Genomic DNA, 19,485 nt, shown 5'->3' on the forward strand with positions numbered 1-19,485 from the left:
CGGCGACCGGCGGAATGATGGCCCGGCGACGGGAAGGAGAAATCCTCATGAAGGAACCTCTCCGGATCTTCGCTCCGTCAGGTATGAAGAGCCACTATCGGGGCAACCCACATATGAGCCAGCGGCTCCGTCTCCGGGATCCGGCCGTCCACGCGGGAGGCGGTGCCTCGTCCTGCCCCGCGGCCGGTCAGGGGATGCTTGAGAAGCGAAGGGTCTTTCTTGGCCGGACCATCCCGGCGGCACCGGGCGTGCCGCCGCTACCGTGAGACGCGATGATCGGACGAATCCCTATTCAGGACATCCGCCCCGTGGTCGACTGCGGGCGCTATCCCGCCAAGGCCGCCGCGGGCGAGACCTTCGAGATCTCCGCCGTCGTGTTCCGGGAGGGACACGACGCGGTCGCCGCCGGAGTCGTGCTGACCGGCCCGGACGGCACCCGCGGACCGCTGCTGCGCATGCGCGAGCTGGCGCCGGGGACCGACCGCTGGGGCGTGGACGTGACGCTGCCCGACGAGGGCACGTGGTACTTCCGCGTCGAGGCGTGGAGCGACCCCATCGCCACCTGGCTGCACGACGCGGGCATCAAGATCCCGCGCGGCATGGACGCCGACCTGATGTGCGAGGAGGGTGCCCGGCTCTTCGAGCGCGCGGCCCGGGCCGTACGGCCCGCGGACTGCTCCGGGCGCGGCCTGCCCCCGGAGGACGCCGAAGGCGACGGAGCCGAGGGCGCCCGGGGCGGCACCGCCGGGAACGGCGCGGCGCACGGCAACGGCAACGGCAACGGCAACGGCAACGGCAACGGCAACGGCAGGAACGGTCACGCGGCCTGCGGGCACCGGGCGGCGCTCTCGGCGATCGCCGCCGCGCTGCGCGACGAGAGCCGCGACCCCCGGGCCCGGTTCGCGGCGGTCCAGCTCCCGGAGACGGCCGCGATGCTGCGCGCGCACCCGCTGCGGGACCTGGTGACGCGGTCGGCCAGGCACACGGTCCTGGTCCACCGGCGCAGGGCGCTGTTCGGCTCCTGGTACGAGTTCTTCCCGCGCTCCGAGGGCGCGGTCGTCGAGCCGGGGTCCGCGCCCAAGTCGGGCACCTTCCAGACCGCGGCCGAGCGGCTCCCCGCGGTCGCGCAGATGGGCTTCGACGTCGTCTACCTGCCGCCGATCCACCCGATCGGGCACGCCTTCCGCAAGGGGCGCAACAACACGCTGACCCCCGAGGAGCACGACCCCGGCTCGCCGTGGGCGATCGGCTCCGAGGCGGGCGGGCACGACGCGATCCACCCCGACCTCGGCACCTTCGACGACTTCGACGCGTTCGTCGCCAGGGCCCGGCAGCTCGGCATGGAGATCGCCCTCGACCTGGCGCTGCAGTGCTCGCCCGACCACCCCTGGGTCAAGGAGCACCCGGAGTGGTTCAACGTGCGCGCCGACGGCTCGATCGCCTACGCCGAGAACCCGCCGAAGAAGTACCAGGACATCTACCCCGTCAACTTCGACAAGGACCCCGAGGGGATCTACGCCGAGGTCAAGCGGGTGGTCCGGCTCTGGATGGACCACGGCGTGCGGATCTTCCGGGTGGACAACCCGCACACCAAGCCGGTCGCCTTCTGGGAGCGGCTGCTGGCCGACATCCACACCACCGACCCCGACGTGCTCTTCCTGGCCGAGGCGTTCACCCGCCCGCCGATGATGCGGGCCCTGGCCAAGGTCGGCTACCACCAGTCGTACACGTACTTCACCTGGCGCAACTCCCGCCAGGAGATCGAGGATTATCTGAACGAACTGTCCTACGAGACGTCGCATTTCATGCGGCCGAACCTCTTCGTCAACACCCCGGACATCCTCCACGAATACCTCCAGCACGGCGGGATCCCCGCGTTCAAGATCAGGGCCGTCATCGCGGCCCTGGGCGCGCCGACCTGGGGGGTCTACTCCGGCTACGAGCTGGGAGAGAACGTCCCGGTCCGACCGGGCAGCGAAGAATACCTGGATAGCGAGAAATACCAGTACAGACCTCGCGACTGGGCCAAAGCAGAGCAAGAGGGTCGGAGTCTGGCACCTTTCATCACGCGTCTGAATTTGTTGCGAAGAGCGCACCCCGCCCTTCAGGAATTGCGTAATCTACGGTTCCACAGCGTCGACCACCCGGACCTGATCTGCTTGTCCAAGCGGCTCCCGGGGGCCCGCGACACGGCCACACGACGGCACGGCGCGGGTGACGTCGTCCTGGCCGTCGTCAACCTGGATCCCCACCACACCCATGAGGCGACGGTGTCCCTGGACATGCCCGCCCTCGGTCTCGACTGGCAGGACGAGTTCGTCGTCGACGACGAGCTGTCCGGCGAGTCGTACCGCTGGCGGCAGTCGAACTACGTGCGCCTTGATCCCCACATCCAACCAGCGCACGTCTTCACCCTGCGCACGGCGGCGAACCCAAGGTAAGCCGGCCGGGTGCGCGATCCGGCAGAACAGCGGGGAGCCATGAGCCATTTGTCCGAACCCATTCCGAACACCTTCGACGAGGAGGAGCCGCGCGACCCCTACTGGTTCAAGCGCGCGGTCTTCTACGAGGTCCTGATCCGGGGATTCGCCGACTCCAACGGCGACGGCACCGGGGACATCCGCGGCCTCATCCAGAAGCTGGACTACCTCCAGTGGCTGGGCGTCGACTGCCTGTGGCTGCTGCCCCTGTACGAGTCGCCGCTCCGCGACGGCGGCTACGACATCGCCGACTTCATGAAGATCCTCCCCGACTTCGGCGACCTCGGGGACTTCGTGAAGCTGGTGGACGAGGCGCACAAGCGCGGCATGCGCGTCATCGCCGACCTGGTGATGAACCACACCAGCGACGCCCACCCCTGGTTCCAGGCCTCCCGGCACGACCCCGAGGGCCCGTTCGGCGACTTCTACGTCTGGTCCGACACCGACGAGCTCTACAAGGACGCCCGGATCATCTTCGTCGACACCGAGTCGTCCAACTGGACCTACGACCCGGTGCGGCAGCAGTACTACTGGCACCGCTTCTTCTCCCACCAGCCGGACCTCAACTACGAGAACCCGGACGTGCAGGACGCGATGCTGGAGGTGCTGCGCTTCTGGCTGGACCTGGGCATCGACGGGTTCCGGATGGACGCCATCCCCTACCTGTTCGAGGCCGACGGGACCAACTGCGAGAACCTCCCCCGGACCCACGAGTACCTCAAGCGGGTCCGGGCGGAGGTCGACCGGCTCTACCCCGACCGGGTGCTGCTGGCCGAGGCCAACCAGTGGCCGGCCGACGTGGTCGAGTACTTCGGCGACCCGGCCACCGGCGGCGACGAGTGCCACATGGCCTTCCACTTCCCGCTGATGCCGCGCATCTTCATGGCCGTGCGCCGCGAGTCCCGCTACCCGATCTCGGAGATCCTGGCCCAGACGCCGAAGATCCCCGAGAACTGCCAGTGGGGCATCTTCCTGCGCAACCACGACGAGCTCACGCTCGAGATGGTGACCGACGACGAGCGCGACTACATGTACTCGGAGTACGCCAAGGACCCGCGCATGCGCGCCAACGTCGGCATCCGGCGGCGGCTGGCGCCGCTGTTGGAGAACGACCGCAACCAGATCGAGCTCTTCACCGCGCTGCTGCTCTCCCTGCCCGGCTCGCCCGTGCTCTACTACGGTGACGAGATCGGCATGGGCGACAACATCTGGCTGGGCGACCGCGACGGCGTCCGGACCCCGATGCAGTGGAGTCCCGACCGCAACGCGGGGTTCTCCGACTGCGACCCGGGACGGCTGTACCTGCCGGTGATCATGGACCCGATCTACGGCTACCAGGCGATCAACGTCGAGGCCCAGCAGAAGAGCAGCGGCTCGCTGCTGCACTGGACCAAGCGCATGATCGAGATCCGCAAGCGCCACCCGGTCTTCGGCCTGGGCGCGTTCACCGAGCTGAACGCCTCCAACCCCAGCGTCCTGGCCTACGTGCGCGAGCTGGGCGACGACCGGATGCTCTGCGTCAACAACCTCTCCAGGTTCCCGCAGCCGGTCGAGCTGGACCTGCGCCGGTTCGAGGGCTCGGTCCCGGTGGAGACCATGGGCGGCGTCCCGTTCCCACCAATTGGCGAACTTCCGTATCTTCTGACGCTTCCTGGGCATGGGTTCTACTGGTTCACCCTGCCACCCGCGACCCAGGAGGCGTAGACCGTGTTGACGGAGCTCCTTGCCGGTTGGATAGCGCATCAGCGATGGTTCGCCGGTAAGGGGCGCCCCATCGACGAGCTGACGGTCGACTCCGACCTCGAACTCGTCCCGGGACTCCGTCACCTGATCGTCTCCGTGCGCCAGGGGGACGAGCGCGACCGCTACCAGCTCCTGCTGGGCGCCCGCGACGACGTCCCCGACCGGCTCGCCCACGTGCTGATCGGCCACGACGACGGCCGGGGCCTCTACGACGCGGCCCACGACGCCGACCTCACCGGCACCCTGCTGGAGGCCATGGCCGCCGGGCGCGACCTCGGCCCGCTGCGCTTCCGCCACCTGGAGGGCACCGAGCTCGACACCTCGCAGCGCAGCCTGGTGCTCGGCGCCGAGCAGTCCAACACCTCCCTGGTGTACGGCGACGCCTACATCTGCAAGCTGTTCCGCCGGCTGATCCCGGGCGTCAACCCGGAGCTGGAGATCGTCAACGCGCTCGCCCTGCGCAAGGCGGCCCACATCGCGCAGCCGTACGGCTGGATCGAGACCGACCTCGACGGCGAGCCGACCACGCTCGCGATGACCCAGGAGTTCCTGCCCAACGCCAACGACGGCTGGGCGCTGGCGCTGGCGAGCGTCCGCGACCTGTACGGCTCCCCGGAGCAGTCGGCCTCGGACGCGGGCGGCGACTTCAGCGCCGAGTCCTTCCGGCTCGGCACCGCCACCGCCGAGGTCCACCAGGAGCTGGCCGCCGCCTTCCCGACCGGTGTGATGGAGGCGGCCGAGGTCAAGCACCTGATGGAGGACCAGCACCGCCGCCTGCTCCGCGCCGTCGAGGAGGTGCCTCGGCTGGCCGAGTACGCCCCGGTCGCCGAGGAGGCCTACCAGCGGGTCATGGACGTGGCGCACGCCGTCCCCGTCCAGCGGGTGCACGGCGACTACCACCTGGGCCAGGTGATGCGCACCCCGACGGACTGGATCGTCCTCGACTTCGAGGGCGAGCCCGGCCAGCCGCTGGCCGAGCGCCGGGCGCTGTCCTCCCCGCTGCGCGACGTGGCCGGGATGCTCCGCTCCTTCGACTACGCCGCGCGGCACCTGCTGGCCGACCACCCGGAGGCCGCCGACCTGCTCCCGCAGGCCGCCGAGTGGGCCGAGCTCAACCGCTCGTCGTTCCTGGCCGGCTACTCGGCGGGCGGCGGGCGCCTGCTGGGGGAGGACGCTGTGCTGCTGCGCGCGCTGGAGCTGTCCAAGGCGGTCTACGAGGTCGTCTACGAGGCGCGCAACCGCCCCTCCTGGCTGCCGGTGCCCCTGGCCGCGTTCGGCTCCTGAGCCAACGGTTCCCCATTCCCCCTGACCGGCCGCCGCGGATTCACTACTCTTCGCATACGAAAACACGCGGAGAGTAGGTATTAGATGAGACGGGCACGGATCATGATGGCGTTCGCCGTCGCCGGGGCGACGGCCGTCGTGGGGGTGCTGTCCCTGGTGCCGGGGGAGCAGGGATCGCAGGCGGCCCAGTCCGTCGCCCGCCCGCCCTCGCCCGGAGACCCGCTGACCGGTGACGAGATCACCCGGGCGGGCCAGATCGCCTCGGCGACCTGGCGCAGCCACATGACGACCGGGCGGGCCGAGCTGCTCTACGTCGAGCGCGACGACGACAAGGAGGCCGGGGACCGGCGCCGGGCCGACGCCTACATCTACGACTACCGCACCGACCGGCTCGTCGTGCGGACCGTGGACCTGGCCAAGGGCGAGGTCGTGGAGGAGCGGACCGGCCGCGGCGTGCACCCGCCGCCGTCCCGCGGCGAGGAGACCGCGGCGGCCGAGCTGCTGCTGGCCGATCCGGAGTACGGCGAGCGGGTGCGCGCGGCGCACCTCAAGGCGGGCGGCAGGCCGCTGGTCTCCGCCGCCGACCTGGGACTGCGGGCGCTGACCTTCACCCCGCGCCCCGGGGACAAGGTCGCCGGGGCCTGCGAGACCCACCGGTGCGTCCGGCTGTTCGTCCGGCTGCCCGACGGCAGCTGGCTGGACACCAGCCGGATCGTCGTCGACCTGTCCGCCAAGAAGATCCTCACCCTGGAGTGGTGACCGTGTTCCTCCGCCTGACCCTCTCCTGCGCCCTGCTCGTCACCGGGCTCACCGGCGCCGCCGGGGCCACCGCGAACGCGGGCGCCGCCGGGGCCACAGACCCCGCCCGGAACGCGCAGGCCGCGCCGGGCTCCCAGCCGTCGTGCAGCTCGCCGTACCGGATCGACAAGACGCTGCCGAACGGCGCGCGCTGGCGGCTCTGCTGGGAGATGCGCACCATCGAGGGCCTGACCCTCACCGACGTCACCTACACCCCCAAGGGCGGCGAGACGATCGGCGTGCTGCGCAGCACCGCGCTGGCGCAGATCCACGTCCCCTACGACAGCGGCGAGCCGCGCTTCCACGACATCGGGACCATCGGCGACGACGCCATCGCGCTGAAGTCAGCCGACTGCCCCGGCGGCGAGCGCCGCAACCAGTTCGTCTGCGTCACCACCCGGGCACGCGGTCACGGCTACCTGAAGTCGGACGGCGAAGGGGTGAGCAAGTCCGCGCAGGGGACCGACCTGGTGGTGTTCTCCGCCTTCCAGCTGGGCTGGTACACCTACCTGGTCGAATGGGCCTTCGGCGACGACGGGGCGATCACCCCGCGCATCGGGGCGACCGGCTCGCTCTCCGGCTTCACCACCACGCCCGCGCACGGCTGGCCGGTCGGGGTGGGCTCGACGAAGTTCGAGGAGAGCCACAACCACAACGTCTTCTGGCGGCTCGACTTCGACATCGACGGCTCGCGCGGCGACGTCGTCGAGCAGTACGACTTCACCGGGTCCGGCACGTCGAAGCGGAAGCTCTCCAGGACCGTCTTCGACGAGGAGACCAAGGCCGTCAACGGCCGGATGCGGTGGTGGCGGGTGGTCGACTCGGGCGTGCGCAACGCCGACCGGCACCCGGTCTCCTGGGAGATCAACAACCTCGCCAGCGCGGAGTACCGGGGACCCGCCGACGAGGCCTTCACCCGCGCCGACCTCTACGTGACCGACTACCGGGCGTGCGAGCGCCTGGCGAGCACCAACCCCACGCCCGGCTGCGGCAAGAGCGTCGACCGCTACGTCGACGACGAGGAGCGGCTCACCGACCCCGTCGTCTGGGTCAACGTGGGCTTCCACCACGTCGCCCGGGACGAGGACGCCGACCCCATGCCCACCCACTGGCAGGGCTTCCGGATCACCCCGCGCGACGTGACCGCGAAGAACCCGTACTGAGCCGCACCGAGCCCGGTGCGGGTCCGGTGCGGGTCCGGAACGAGCCGTCCCGGGCCCGGTACGGCCCCGGACCGGCCCGGTCCGGCCCGCGCCGCCTCCCCCGCTCCCGGGGAGGCGGCGGGCACGAGAAGATCTTTCCTGGTATGCCCCCCACGGAGTGGGTTGAACGCCGACAGGCGGGCAGGGTTAGGGAATATCGACCAACGGGAGTTGATCCATGAACGCGGACCTGGACCTGAACCGGCTGGCAGGCGGAGCGCACCACGACCCGCACTCGATCCTCGGCGCGCATCCGGGGCCGGGCGGCGTCACGATCAGGGCGCTGCGGCCGTTGGCGGAGAAGGTCCAGGTGCTCGTCGACGGCGACGTCCACGACATGGAGCACCTCGACTTCGGCGTGTTCGAGGTGACGGTCCCGGGGCTGGACAAGGTCCCCGACTACCGGCTCCGGGTGTCCTACGCGGGGGCCGAGCCGTACGAGGCGGCCGACCCCTACCGGTTCTGGCCCACGCTGGGCGAGGTGGACCTGCACCTGATCGGCGAGGGGCGGCACGAGCGGCTCTGGGAGGTGCTCGGCGCGCGGCTCATGCGGCACCAGGACGTGGACGGCACGGCCTTCGCCGTCTGGGCGCCGAACGCGCGCGGGGTCCGGGTGATCGGCGACTTCAACCACTGGAACGGCTCCGGCCACCCCATGCGCTCCCTGGGCGGCTCCGGGGTGTGGGAGCTGTTCGTCCCCGGCGTCGGCGAGGGCGCCCGCTACAAGTTCGCGGTCCTGGGCGCCGACAGCGTCTGGCGGGAGAAGGCCGACCCGATGGCCCGCCGTACCGAGGTGCCGCCCGCGACCGCGTCGGTGGTCGACCGGTCGGAGTACGGCTGGCAGGACGACGAGTGGATGCGGGCGCGCCCGGACCGCCGGGCGCTGGAGGAGCCGATGAGCGTCTACGAGGTGCACCTGGCCTCGTGGCGGCCCGGCCTGTCCTACCTGCAGCTCGCCGACGAGCTGGTCGACTACGTCCGGGACATGGGGTTCACGCACGTGGAGCTCCTGCCGGTGGCCGAGCACCCGTTCGGCGGCTCCTGGGGCTACCAGGTGACCTCGTACTACGCGCCGACCTCCCGGTTCGGCTCGCCCGACGAGTTCCGGCACCTGGTCGACCGGCTGCACCGGGCCGGGATCGGCGTGATCCTCGACTGGGTGCCGGCGCACTTCCCCAAGGACGCCTGGGCGCTGGCCCGCTTCGACGGCACGCCCCTGTACGAGCACTCCGATCCGGCGCGCGGCGAGCACCCCGAGTGGGGGACCTACATCTTCGACTTCGGGCGCAAGGAGGTGCGCAACTTCCTGGTCGCCAACGCGCTGTACTGGCTGAAGGAGTTCCACATCGACGGCCTGCGGGTGGACGCGGTCGCCTCGATGCTCTACCTCGACTACTCGCGGCGCGAGGGCGAGTGGACCCCCAACCAGTACGGCGGGCGCGAGAACCTGGACGCGGTGGAGTTCCTCAAGGAGATGAACGCGGTCTGCTACCGCGAGGCCCCGGGGATCGTCACGATCGCCGAGGAGTCGACCGCCTGGCCGGGCGTCTCCCGCCCCGCCTACCTCGGCGGCCTGGGCTTCGGGTTCAAGTGGAACATGGGCTGGATGCACGACACGCTGGCCTACCTGGCGCACGAGCCGGTCTTCCGGCAGTACCACCACCACCAGATGACGTTCTCCCTGATGTACGCCTACTCGGAGAACTTCGTGCTGCCGCTCTCGCACGACGAGGTGGTGCACGGCAAGGGCTCGCTGCTGGGCAAGATGCCCGGTGACGAGTGGCAGCGCTTCGCCAACCTGCGCGCGCTGCTGGCGTTCATGTGGGCCCACCCCGGAAAGCAGCTGCTGTTCATGGGCGGCGAGTTCGGTCAGGGGGCCGAGTGGTCGGAGGAGCGCGGGCTCGACTGGTGGATGCTGCAGTTCGACGGGCACAAGGGCGTCCAGCAGCTGGTGCGCGACCTCAACCGGGTCTACCGGGAGACCCCGGCCATGTGGCGGCTGGACACCTCGCCCGAGGGGTTCCGCTGGATCGACGCCGACGACGCGCCGGGCAACGTGTTCTCCTTCCTGCGGCAGGCCCCCGACGGTTCGGCCGTGGCCTGCGTGGCCAACTTCTCCGGCGCACCGCACGAGGACTACCATCTCGGCCTGCCGGCCGCCGGCACCTGGACGGAGGTCGTCAACACCGACGCCTACGCCTACGCGGGCAGCGGCATCGGCAACCTCGGCGCGGTGGAGGCCGTCGAGGAGCCCCGGCACGGCCTGCCGTACTCCGCCCGCCTGCGCGTCCCGCCGCTCGGCGCCCTCTGGCTCCGGCGCGCCGCCTCCGAGGAGGCCCCGGAGACGGCCGGGGAGGACGTCGAGGTCGCTCCCAGCGGCGAGATCGCCTGACCGCGCTCGCCGCGGAGACTCCATCCGCCTCCACCGGAGCCGGTGGAGGCGCCGACGCTCTTCGACGACGACCTCGCCGTACCCTGGCCGGCCGTTGACGAGATACCGGCGCCGCCCCGGGAGATGACCGGACCTCCCGGGGCGGTGCCGGGCCGCTCGGCCGCACCGGCAGGCGCGGACACACCGCGATCCTAATTCGAACTCATTGGCGAATCCCGCTTCGCTCTGCGGGCCGCGGTATGCGATGATCACCTCCGTGCGTCCCCTCGCCGACCGGCCACCGGCCGGCCGCGCGCCCGTATCGTTCGTCCCCCACGGAGGATCAGTGAGACTTCGGCGTCTCCTGGCGGGAGCCCTCGCGCTCACCGCCGTCTCGGCGGCTCTCGCCGCCCCGCCCGCGTCCGCCTCGGCCGACGCGGGCCCGGCTCCGGTGATCGATCCGGCGGCCGTCGCCGAAGTCGGGGCGGGCAAGAAGGCTCGCGTCATCGTCACCGTGAGGGACGGCCGGACCGTCTCCCCCACGGCCGGGAGTGCGGAGGCGTTCTCCGCGGGCACCGACGTGCTGTCCGTCGCGGAGGGCGGCGGCTTCTTCGTCATGGAGGCCGATCAGGCCACCCTCGCCGGGCTCGGCAGGGACGGTCGCGTCGCCTCCGTTCGGGCGGACCGGCTCCTCGCTCCGGCCGCGCTGCCCTCCAGCACCAAGGTGATCGGTGCCGACCGGGCGCACGCTGCCGGGGTCACCGGCCGAGGCCAGAACATTGTGATCATGGACACCGGCATCGACCGCGACCATCCGGCCTTCGCCGGCCGGATCGTCGCCGAAGCCTGCTTCTCCCAGGGCGACCAGCGGTGGAGCACCCGTTCGCTCTGCCCCGGCGGCGCCGACCGGCAGACCGGTGCGGGCTCGGCGGACGCGGAGACGGAACTGTGCCTGTCCGGGCAGCGGAACCTGTGCGCCCACGGTTCGCTCGTGGCCGGCATCGCGGCCGGAAAGGGCGTCGGCGGGCACGCCGCGGGCGTCGCCCCCGAGGCGGGGATCATCGCGATCCAGGTCTTCACCCGGTTCGAGAGCGAGGAGCACTGCGGCAAGGGCAAGGCCCCCTGTGTGCTGTCCTGGGCCTCCGACCAGCTCTGGGCGCTGGACTATGTGATCAAGCTCGCCGGGACCCACAGGATCGCGGCGGTCAACGCCAGCATCGACCAGTACGGCTACAGCGAGTACGACGAGGAGGAGACCTGCCTGGTCGACCCGGTCTCCGAGGAGATCGGCACCCTGTCCAGGCTGGGGATCCCCACCATCCTCGCCGCCGGCAACACCGGCAGTGAAGGCCAGATCGCCGTCCCGGCGTGCGTTCCCGCGGCCGTCACGGTGGGCGCCACCGACGACTCCGACGCGATGGCGCCGTTCTCCAACCGGGGAACCATGCTGGACCTCCTCGCCCCCGGCGTCGGCGTCACCGCCGCCGCCCCGGACGACTCGTGGGCCGCCCAGAGCGGCACCTCCCTGGCCGCCGCACACGTGACGGGCGCCTTCGCGCTGCTCAAGGAGCGTACGCCGGAGGCCACCGGAGCCGTACTGCTGAAGAGACTGCAGGACACCGGAAAGAAGATCGCCTACCGGAGCAGGGGTCAGGAGGTGTCCACCGCCCGGATCGACCTCGCCAGGGCACTGGCCCTCCCCGACCCCACGGCGACCCCCACCCCCACCACCGCCTCGCCGAAGCCGACCCCGGTTCCGACGACGAGTCCGACGGCCGGCCCGGCACCGTCCCCGACGGCGGCACGGCCGTCGTCCGGTCCGGTGGACTCCGCGTCCGGGGACCCGGCCCCGGCGGCGTGCGAGCGCGGCAGAGGGCGCAGGGCCCTGAGCGCGGCGGGTTGGGCCAAGGAGATCTCCCGGAACGCCGGGACCCTGAAGGACGCGACCCTGCTGTGCTATCTGAACCTGGCGCAGGAGGGCAGCAAGGTCTTCCCCGAGAAGGTGCGGATCGGTTCCCTCGATGCGGCGTACAGGGTCCTCACGCCGAAGAGCAAGGCCGCCAGAGCGCTGCTCGACCGTGAGCTGCTGGCCGCCTGGCTGAACCACGCCCACGGCGCCTACGACGGCTCCACCAAGGTGAAGGGCGCCACCACGCTCAAGGGCGCCGTGACGGCCGCCGAGCGGCACCGTCTGAGCACCGAGGCGACCTCCGCCCAGCTCCGCAGGGCCGCCGCCTATCTGAACAAGAACGTCAACCGGGCCGAGTAGACCCGTCGAGCTGTGGGCCGGTCGCGCGAGGCGTGGCCGGCCCTCGCCGCATCCGAGGTCGGACACCGGACAGGGCCGGGGAGGGAAGGAGGCGGGGTCGGGCCCAAGCCGCGGCCGAGCACACCTTAAATCTGACTTATGTCCGGCTTATGGGGCCGCCGAAACGTTGACCGCTAGGGGAACATGGACTTACGCTCCAGAATCAATAGGAAACTTTCCTATGAATACGGGGGCTAAGCACTCTCTGACCTGGAGCGATCCTTGCGAAGAATCACCATCGGCTCTCTGGTTACGGCAGCAGCGCTGCTGGTCCCCATGGGAATCGGAACCATGAGCACGGCGAGCGCCGCCGCCTCGGCCACCGCCACCTACGTGACCACCTCCGACTGGGGCACCGGCTTCGAGGGCAAGGTCACCGTCAAGGCGGGCAGCACCGCCCTCAACGACTGGAAGGTCGAGTTCGACCTCCCCTCCGGCACCTCGATCTCCTCCGCGTGGGACGCGGAGATGAGCAAGAGCGGCAGCCACTACGCCTTCACCGGCAAGTCGTGGAACAAGTCCCTGGCGGCGGGGGCCTCGCTGAGCTTCGGCTTCGTCGGCGCGCCCGGCGGGGTGAAGACCCTGCTGAACTGCAAGCTCAACGGCGCCTCCTGCGGCGGCGGCACCACCGAGCCCACCCCGACCGCCACCCCGACGGTCACCCCGACCGTCACCCCCACGGCCACGCCCACCGCGACCCCGACGGTGACCCCCACGGTCAAGCCCACGGTCACCCCGACCGTCGACCCCGACCCGTCGGGCAAGAAGATCGTCGGCTACTTCACCAACTGGGGCGTCTACGGGCGCAACTACCACGTGAAGAACCTGGTCACCAGCGGCTCGGCGGCGAAGCTGACCCACATCCTGTACGCCTTCGGCAACACCACCGGCGGCAAGTGCACGATCGGCGACTCCTACGCCGACTACGACAGGGCCTACACCGCCGACCAGAGCGTCGACGGCGTCGCCGACACCTGGGACCAGCCGCTGCGCGGCAACTTCAACCAGCTCCGCAAGCTCAAGAAGGCCTACCCGCACATCAAGGTGATCTGGTCCTTCGGCGGCTGGACCTGGTCCGGCGGCTTCACCCAGGCCGCGGCCAACCCGGCCGCGTTCGCCAAGTCCTGCCACGACCTGGTCGAGGACCCGCGCTGGGCCGACGTGTTCGACGGCATCGACGTCGACTGGGAGTACCCCAACGCCTGCGGCCTGTCCTGTGACACCAGCGGTCCCGACGCCTTCAAGAAGGTGATCCGGGCCCTGCGCGCCGAGTTCGGCTCCAGCGCCCTGATCACCGCGGCGACCACCGCCGACGGCTCCAACGGCGGCAAGATCGACGCCGCCGACTACGCCGGCGCCATCGGCGACCTCAACTGGCTCATGCCGATGACCTACGACTACTTCGGCGCGTTCTCGCCCAAGGGCCCGACGGCCCCGCACTCGCCGCTGACCTCCTACGCGGGCATCCCGCAGGCCGGGTTCGACTCCGACTCCGCGATCAAGAAGTTCAAGGCCAAGGGCGTCCCGGCGAGCAAGCTCCTGTTGGGCATCGGCTTCTACGGCCGCGGCTGGAACGGCGTGACCCAGGCGGCTCCGGGCGGCACCGCCACCGGTGCGGCGCCGGGCACCTACGAGGCGGGCATCGAGGACTACAAGGTCCTCAAGACCAAGTGCCCGGCCACCGGCACCGTGGGCGGCACCGCCTACGGCTTCTGCAACGGTGAGTGGTGGAGCTACGACACCCCGAGCACCATCGCGGGCAAGATGACCTACGCCAAGAACCAGGGCCTGGGCGGCGCCTTCTTCTGGGAGACCAGCGGCGACACGGCCAACGGTGAGCTGATCACCGCGATCGCCAACGGACTGAAGTAATATTTCGGGCACTCGACCCTCCGCGTGCGCAACGCCGCGGGGGGTCGAGCCGCGTCCGGCCCCGAAGACCCCGTCCGGGGTCCGCGGTCGGAGACCCTGAAGAACCGCTGTGAAGATCCACGAATCCGGGACAAGGGTATTCTCCGGGCGCGAACCGCTGCCTAGACTCCGAATCGCCCGCTTCATCCCCCGGAGGACGTGTGCGACTTCGAGCTGCCGTGGCCCTGGCGATCGTGCTCACCATCACCCCTGCCGTGCCCGCGGTCGCCGAGGACCCCGCCGCACCGGCCCCGGCGGCCACCGGGAGCCCCGCCGTACCACCCCCGGCGTCCGGCGAGGTTCCGGCCACCGGTGGGGCGGCGTCCCCGCCGCCGGAGGCCCCCGCCGACGCTCCCCCCGCCCCGGACGGGACCCCGGCGCCGGAGGCTCCGAAGCTGGAGGACGGCCTCGCCGCCGACGAGGACGGGACCCGCGTCATCGTCGAGGTGACCGCCCCCGCCGAGGCCGCCCCGGTGGCGGGCGCGGCCGAGGCCCTGCCGGAGTCGGAGGTCCTGCTCCGGCCGCCGGACACCTCGTTCATCGTGGTCGAGGCCACCGGCGACTCCCTGGCCGCGCTGGCCGCCGACCCCCGGGTGGTCTCGGTGCGGCGGGACCGCACCTACTCCCCCGTCTCCCTGGCCTCGGGCCTGGCGGTGATCGGGGCCGGCAGGGCGCACGCCGCCGGGGTGACCGGCCAGGGCCAGACCATCGCGATCGTCGACACCGGCGTCGACGCCGACCACCCCGCCCTGGGCGGCAGGGTCGTACGGCAGGCGTGCTTCTCCGCCACGGACGGCGGCGCGCAGTCCCTGTGCCCCAACGGGCAGGCCGAGGACGCCTCCGCCGACGCCGAGACGGCCGCGTGCGTGCACGAGGGCGTCAACCTGTGCGACCACGGCACCCACGTCGCGGGCATCGCCCACGCGGTCGCCCCCGCCGCCGACCTCGTCGCCCTCCAGGTCTTCAGCCGGACCACCGACTGCTGGGAGGGCGAGACCGCCTGCCTGACCGCCTACGAGTCCTCGATCCTGCTCGCCCTCGACCACGTCGCCGCGCTGAAGGACACCGTCCCCGGCCTCGTCGCGGTCAACCTCAGCCTGGGCGGCGGGATGTTCGACGGGGCGTGCGACGCCGTACCGGAGCTGCAGGCCATGCGGGAGCGGGTGGAGACCCTGCGGGCCAAGGGCGTGGCGGTCGTCGCGGCGGCCGGGAACGAGGGCTTCGCCGGAGCCGGGGCGCCCGGGTGCCTCTCCGGCGCGGTGACCGTGGGCGCGACCGCCGACGACGACCACGTCCCCTACTGGTCCAACCACGGTCCGGTGCTCGACCTGTTCGCCCCCGGCGTCGAGATCGACTCCGCGGTCCCCGGCGGCGGCACCCGGGTCTACAGCGGGACCTCCATGGCGACCCCGCACGTGGCCGGCGCGTTCGCGCTGCTGGCCCAGAAGGACGCCGACGACGCCCCCGACGCGCTCCTGGGCAGGCTCAGGGCCTCGGGCCGCTCGGTCTCCTACGACGGGGTGAGCACGCCCCGGATCGACCTGGCCGTCGCGGTCGAGGGCGGGACCCCCGCACCCGGGATCACTCCTCCGGGCCCGGAGCAGGGCGCCGTCCCGGACGATCCCGCCGACGAGCCGGTCCCCGACCCGAGCGCGGGCCCGCAGCCCTCCCCCGACCCGGAGAACCCCTCCCCCGCCGATCCGGCGCCGGTCCCGCTGCCCACCGTGACCGTCACCGTGACCGTGACCGCCACCCCGACCGCCGCGCCCGCCGCACCGGTGGTGTGCACCCGGGGTACGGCGAAGCGGACCCTGACCGCGGCGCAGTGGGCCGTCGAGCTGACCCGGGGCAGGGGGGACCTGCCGGACGGGACGCTCGGCTGCTACCTGCGCCTGGTGGGCAAGGCCAGCGCGGTCTTCTCCGAGACGGTCCGCGCCTCCACGCTGGGCACCGCCTACCGGGTGCTCAAGCCCGCCAAGCGGACGAAGCGGGCCGTGCTGGACAGCGAACTGCTGGCCGCCTGGCTGAACTGGGCGCACGGCGCGGTCGACCTCGGCGCCGGGGCGGGCGGGACGGGCACGGTGGGGGGCGTGCTCGCGACGGCCGAGAAGCGCCGCCTGGCGGGGGCGTCTCCGGGCGGATCCGTCTCCGCCCTACGAAAGTATGCGAACGCACGCCGTACCGCATGAGCCGCGAAAGCGTCGCTTAGGGTGAGTTCATGGACGCGACGAAGGCGATCATCGACACCGTCGACAAGATCCGGCAGCGGCGGACCGCTCCGCTGATCCTCGAGCTCGACCTCAGCGAGGGCCTCATCGACCGGCCCCCGGCCGACCCGCTGAGCGCGGTCCTGTCCATGCGCAGGGCGCGCCTGTCCGACGTGCTGTCCGGGCTGAAACGGGCCAGGACGGACGACCGGGTCAAGGGGCTGGTCGTCAAGATCGGCACCCACCACCTGGGCCTGGCCATGGTGCAGGAGCTGCGCCAGGCGGTGCTCCGGTTCCGGGCGGCGGGCAAGCGGGCGGTGGTGTTCGCCGAGTCGTTCGGCGAGTTCGGCGCGGGCACCGTCCCCTACTACCTGGCCAGCGCCTTCGACCGGGTCTACCTGCAGCCCTCGGGCGACGTCGGGCTGACCGGCATCGCGCTGGAGCAGCGCTTCGTGCGCGGCGCGCTGGAGAAGCTCGGCGTCGAGTACCAACTCGGCCAGCGCCACGAGTACAAGACCGCGGCCAACATGTTCACCCGGGAGGGCATGACCGAGCCGCACCGCGAGTCGGTGGCCCGGATCGCCGAGTCGGTCACCGAGCAGGTCGTCGCGGGCATCGCCGAGGGCCGCCGGCTCGATCCGGCCAAGGTCCGCGAGCTCGTCGACGCCGGGCCGTTCATCGGCGCCGAGGCGGTCGAGGCCGGCCTGGTGGACGGGCTCGCCTACCGCGACGAGGTCTACGACGAGATCAGGCGGGAGGCGGGCGCGGACGCCCTGCTCCTGTACGTCTCCCGCTACCACAAGGGCGCGCTCGCCAGGAAGCTGCCGCACCCCGGTGAGCAGACCGTGGCGCTGGTGCAGGGCAGCGGGCCGATCAAGCTCGGCCGGAGCGGGCGCGGTCCCGTGGGCGGCGGCGCGATGGGCTCCGACACGGTCTGCGCCGCCCTGCGCGCGGCCCGCCGGGACGACAACGTGCGGGCGGTCGTGTTCCGGGTGGACAGCCCCGGCGGCTCCTACGTCGCCTCCGACGCCGTCTGGCGCGAGGTCGTGCTCACCCGCCAGGCGGGCAAGCCCGTCATCGTCTCGATGGGGGATGTCGCGGCCTCCGGCGGTTACTTCGTCGCCATGGCCGCCGACGTGATCATGGCCCAGCCCGGCACGCTCACCGGCTCCATCGGCGTGTTCGGCGGCAAGCCCGTCATCGGCGAGCTGCTGGGGAAGCTCGGCGTGACCTCCGAGACCGTGCGCGAGGGCGCCAACGCGGCGATGTTCTCGCCCTCGCACGGCTTCTCCGACGCCCAGTGGGACCGGGTCAACGCCTGGCTGGACCGGATCTACGACGACTTCGTGGGCAAGGTGGCCGAGGGCCGCGGCCTGACCCGCGAGCGCGCCCACGAGCTGGCCAGGGGGCGCGTCTGGACCGGCGCCGACGCCCACGCGAGCGGGCTGGTGGACGAGCTCGGCGGGCTGGAGGACGCCCTGGCCCTGGCCCGGAAGAAGGCCGGGCTCGCGGCCGACGCCCCGGTGCGCCCCTACCCCCGGCTGAACCCGCTGGAGCGCCTGCGCCCGCCGGAGTCCAGCGAGGACAGGGCCGCCGCGCTCGCCCGGGTCCGGCTGGAGGCCTGGGGCCCGCTGGCGGCCGTCGCCTCCGAGCTCGGCCTGCCGTCGTACGGCCCGCTCACGCTCCCCGGCTCCTGGACGATCCGCTAGGAGCCCGTCCCGGGCCCGGATCCTCTCCGTCGACGCCCCGTCCCGGCGAGAGCCGTACGGCGGGGCGTCGCCGTGTCCGCCGCCGGATCCCGCGGCACCCGCGGAGGGCGCCGGACCGCCTTCCCGTGTGGCGCCGGAGCCGTACGGCCCTCGACGCAGTGCGATGCCCCCGTTTGTAAATGAACGTTCATTTACAAACGGGACGCGGAGCGGTAGCCTTCCCGAGCGGAGATCGGCGAACGCGCGTCCGCCGACGGACGGGCACGGGAGAGGGGAGGACGGCCATGGCGCGACCCCGCACGACCAGTGACGAGGCGATCATGCGAGCCACCGGACGGGCGGTCACCGCCCGCGGGCCGGCGGGCCTGACGCTGGCCGCCGTCGCCGCCGAGGCGGGGTTGTCCCCCGCCGCGCTCGTGCAGCGGTTCGGGTCCAAGCGCGGCCTGCTGCTGGCCTTCGCGGCTTGGGCCGCCGCCGGCGCCGGGGAGGTCTTCCGGCAGGCACGGCGACGGCACGACTCCCCCCTGGCGGCCCTGCACGGCGCCCTGGCCGAGCTGGCCTCGGGCCTGCGCACTCCCGAGGAGGTGGCCAACGGCCTGGCCTTCCTGCAGCTCGACCTGACCGATCCGGAGTTCCGCGAGCACGCCGCCGACCAGGCCCGCCGGGTACGGGAAGAGATCACCGGGTTGCTCGCCGACGCCGTGGCCGCCCGTCTGCTGGCCGGGGACACCGACCCCGTACGGCTGGCCCGCGCGGTCCAGGTCGCCTACAACGGCGCACTCATCCTGTGGGCCGTGACCGGCGGGGAGGACCTCGCCGACGCCCTGCGCTCCGACATCGACCAGTTGCTCCACCCCCACCGGTCCTGACGACCCCGAGGAGACCCACGACATGACGTCCCAGCAGCCGTTCACCGTGTCGGTGTTCATCGCCACCAGCCTGGACGGGTTCATCGCCCGCCCCGACGGCGACATCGACTGGCTCACCAGCCGGGGGGAGCAGGCCGGCGACATGGGCTACCAGGAGTTCATCGCCGGGATCGACACCGTCGTGATGGGCCGCGCCACCTATGAGAAGGCCCTCACCTTCGGCGCCGGGCAGTGGCCGTACGACGGCAGGCACGTGGCGGTCCTGAGCACACGTCTGGACGACGGCGCCGATCCCCGGATCACCGTCCACCGCGACCTCGACGGGTTGACGCGGGACCTCGCCGAGCGCGGCACCAAGAGCGTCTACGCCGACGGGGGCCAGGTCGTGCAGTCGTTCCTGCGCGCCGGACTGGTGCACGAGCTGACCATCACCACGGCCCCCGTGCTGCTCGGTGACGGCCTGCGCCTCTTCGGCGCCCTCGACGGGGACATCGCGCTCGTCCACCGGTCGACCACGGTCCCCGGCGCCGGTTTCGTCCAGACCACCTACGCCGTGCAGGACCGGTTCTGAGGCCTGCCCCGCGGCGCCCCGCCGGCGGCGTC

Annotated in this window: 12 protein-coding genes; all 12 read left to right on the forward strand. The window is 71.9% G+C overall.

Translation table 11 applies throughout. The features are described 5' to 3' along the window. Nucleotides 1-272: 272 nt before the first annotated feature. The 12 genes from HS048_RS32700 to HS048_RS32755 all read left to right on the forward strand — a co-directional run bounded on the left by HS048_RS32700 (nt 273) and on the right by HS048_RS32755 (nt 19,453). A complete protein-coding gene (locus tag HS048_RS32700; protein ID WP_196469809.1) occupies nt 273-2,441 on the forward strand; it encodes an alpha-1,4-glucan--maltose-1-phosphate maltosyltransferase in 2,169 nt (722 codons plus the stop codon). A 39-nt stretch (nt 2,442-2,480) separates the two neighbouring features. Next, nucleotides 2,481-4,184 (forward strand): maltose alpha-D-glucosyltransferase, encoded by a 1,704-nt coding sequence (treS, locus tag HS048_RS32705; RefSeq protein ID WP_068897680.1) that lies wholly within the window; start codon nt 2,481-2,483, stop codon nt 4,182-4,184. Between the two features lie 3 nt (nt 4,185-4,187). Next, nucleotides 4,188-5,507: a phosphotransferase gene (locus tag HS048_RS32710; RefSeq protein ID WP_068897681.1), complete on the forward strand. Its 1,320-nt coding sequence runs from the start codon at nt 4,188-4,190 to the stop codon at nt 5,505-5,507. Between the two features lie 84 nt (nt 5,508-5,591). Continuing rightward, a complete protein-coding gene (locus HS048_RS32715) occupies nt 5,592-6,266 on the forward strand; it encodes a hypothetical protein (RefSeq protein WP_153054289.1) in 675 nt (224 codons plus the stop codon). Further along, nucleotides 6,263-7,468 (forward strand): copper amine oxidase, encoded by a 1,206-nt coding sequence (locus HS048_RS32720; protein ID WP_307832728.1) that lies wholly within the window; start codon nt 6,263-6,265, stop codon nt 7,466-7,468. Before HS048_RS32715 ends, HS048_RS32720 begins: the two co-directional genes overlap by 4 nt. A gap of 217 nt (nt 7,469-7,685) precedes the next feature. Beyond that, nucleotides 7,686-9,899, forward strand: coding sequence for a 1,4-alpha-glucan branching protein GlgB (gene glgB / locus HS048_RS32725; RefSeq protein WP_084008398.1), 2,214 nt, complete (start codon nt 7,686-7,688; stop codon nt 9,897-9,899). Between the two features lie 325 nt (nt 9,900-10,224). Further along, nucleotides 10,225-12,147 (forward strand): S8 family serine peptidase, encoded by a 1,923-nt coding sequence (locus HS048_RS32730; RefSeq protein ID WP_196469810.1) that lies wholly within the window; start codon nt 10,225-10,227, stop codon nt 12,145-12,147. Nucleotides 12,148-12,477: 330 nt separating this feature from the next. Beyond that, nucleotides 12,478-14,058: a glycosyl hydrolase family 18 protein gene (locus tag HS048_RS32735; RefSeq protein ID WP_230882417.1), complete on the forward strand. Its 1,581-nt coding sequence runs from the start codon at nt 12,478-12,480 to the stop codon at nt 14,056-14,058. A gap of 200 nt (nt 14,059-14,258) precedes the next feature. After that, nucleotides 14,259-16,286: a S8 family serine peptidase gene (locus HS048_RS32740; RefSeq protein ID WP_196469811.1), complete on the forward strand. Its 2,028-nt coding sequence runs from the start codon at nt 14,259-14,261 to the stop codon at nt 16,284-16,286. 29 nt (nt 16,287-16,315) lie between these two features. After that, the gene (gene sppA / locus HS048_RS32745; protein WP_196469812.1) at nt 16,316-18,013 is read left to right on the forward strand and encodes a signal peptide peptidase SppA; all 1,698 of its coding nucleotides are present in this window, start codon (nt 16,316-16,318) and stop codon (nt 18,011-18,013) included. A gap of 284 nt (nt 18,014-18,297) precedes the next feature. Beyond that, entirely contained in the window at nt 18,298-18,882 is a 585-nt protein-coding gene (locus HS048_RS32750) for a TetR family transcriptional regulator (RefSeq protein ID WP_068897687.1), read from the forward strand. 22 nt (nt 18,883-18,904) lie between these two features. Further along, a complete protein-coding gene (locus HS048_RS32755) occupies nt 18,905-19,453 on the forward strand; it encodes a dihydrofolate reductase family protein (RefSeq protein WP_196469813.1) in 549 nt (182 codons plus the stop codon). Nucleotides 19,454-19,485 lie beyond the last annotated feature (32 nt).

The organism is Planomonospora sp. ID91781, from assembly GCF_015711595.1.
Taxonomy (GTDB): Bacteria; Actinomycetota; Actinomycetes; order Streptosporangiales; family Streptosporangiaceae; genus Planomonospora; species Planomonospora parontospora.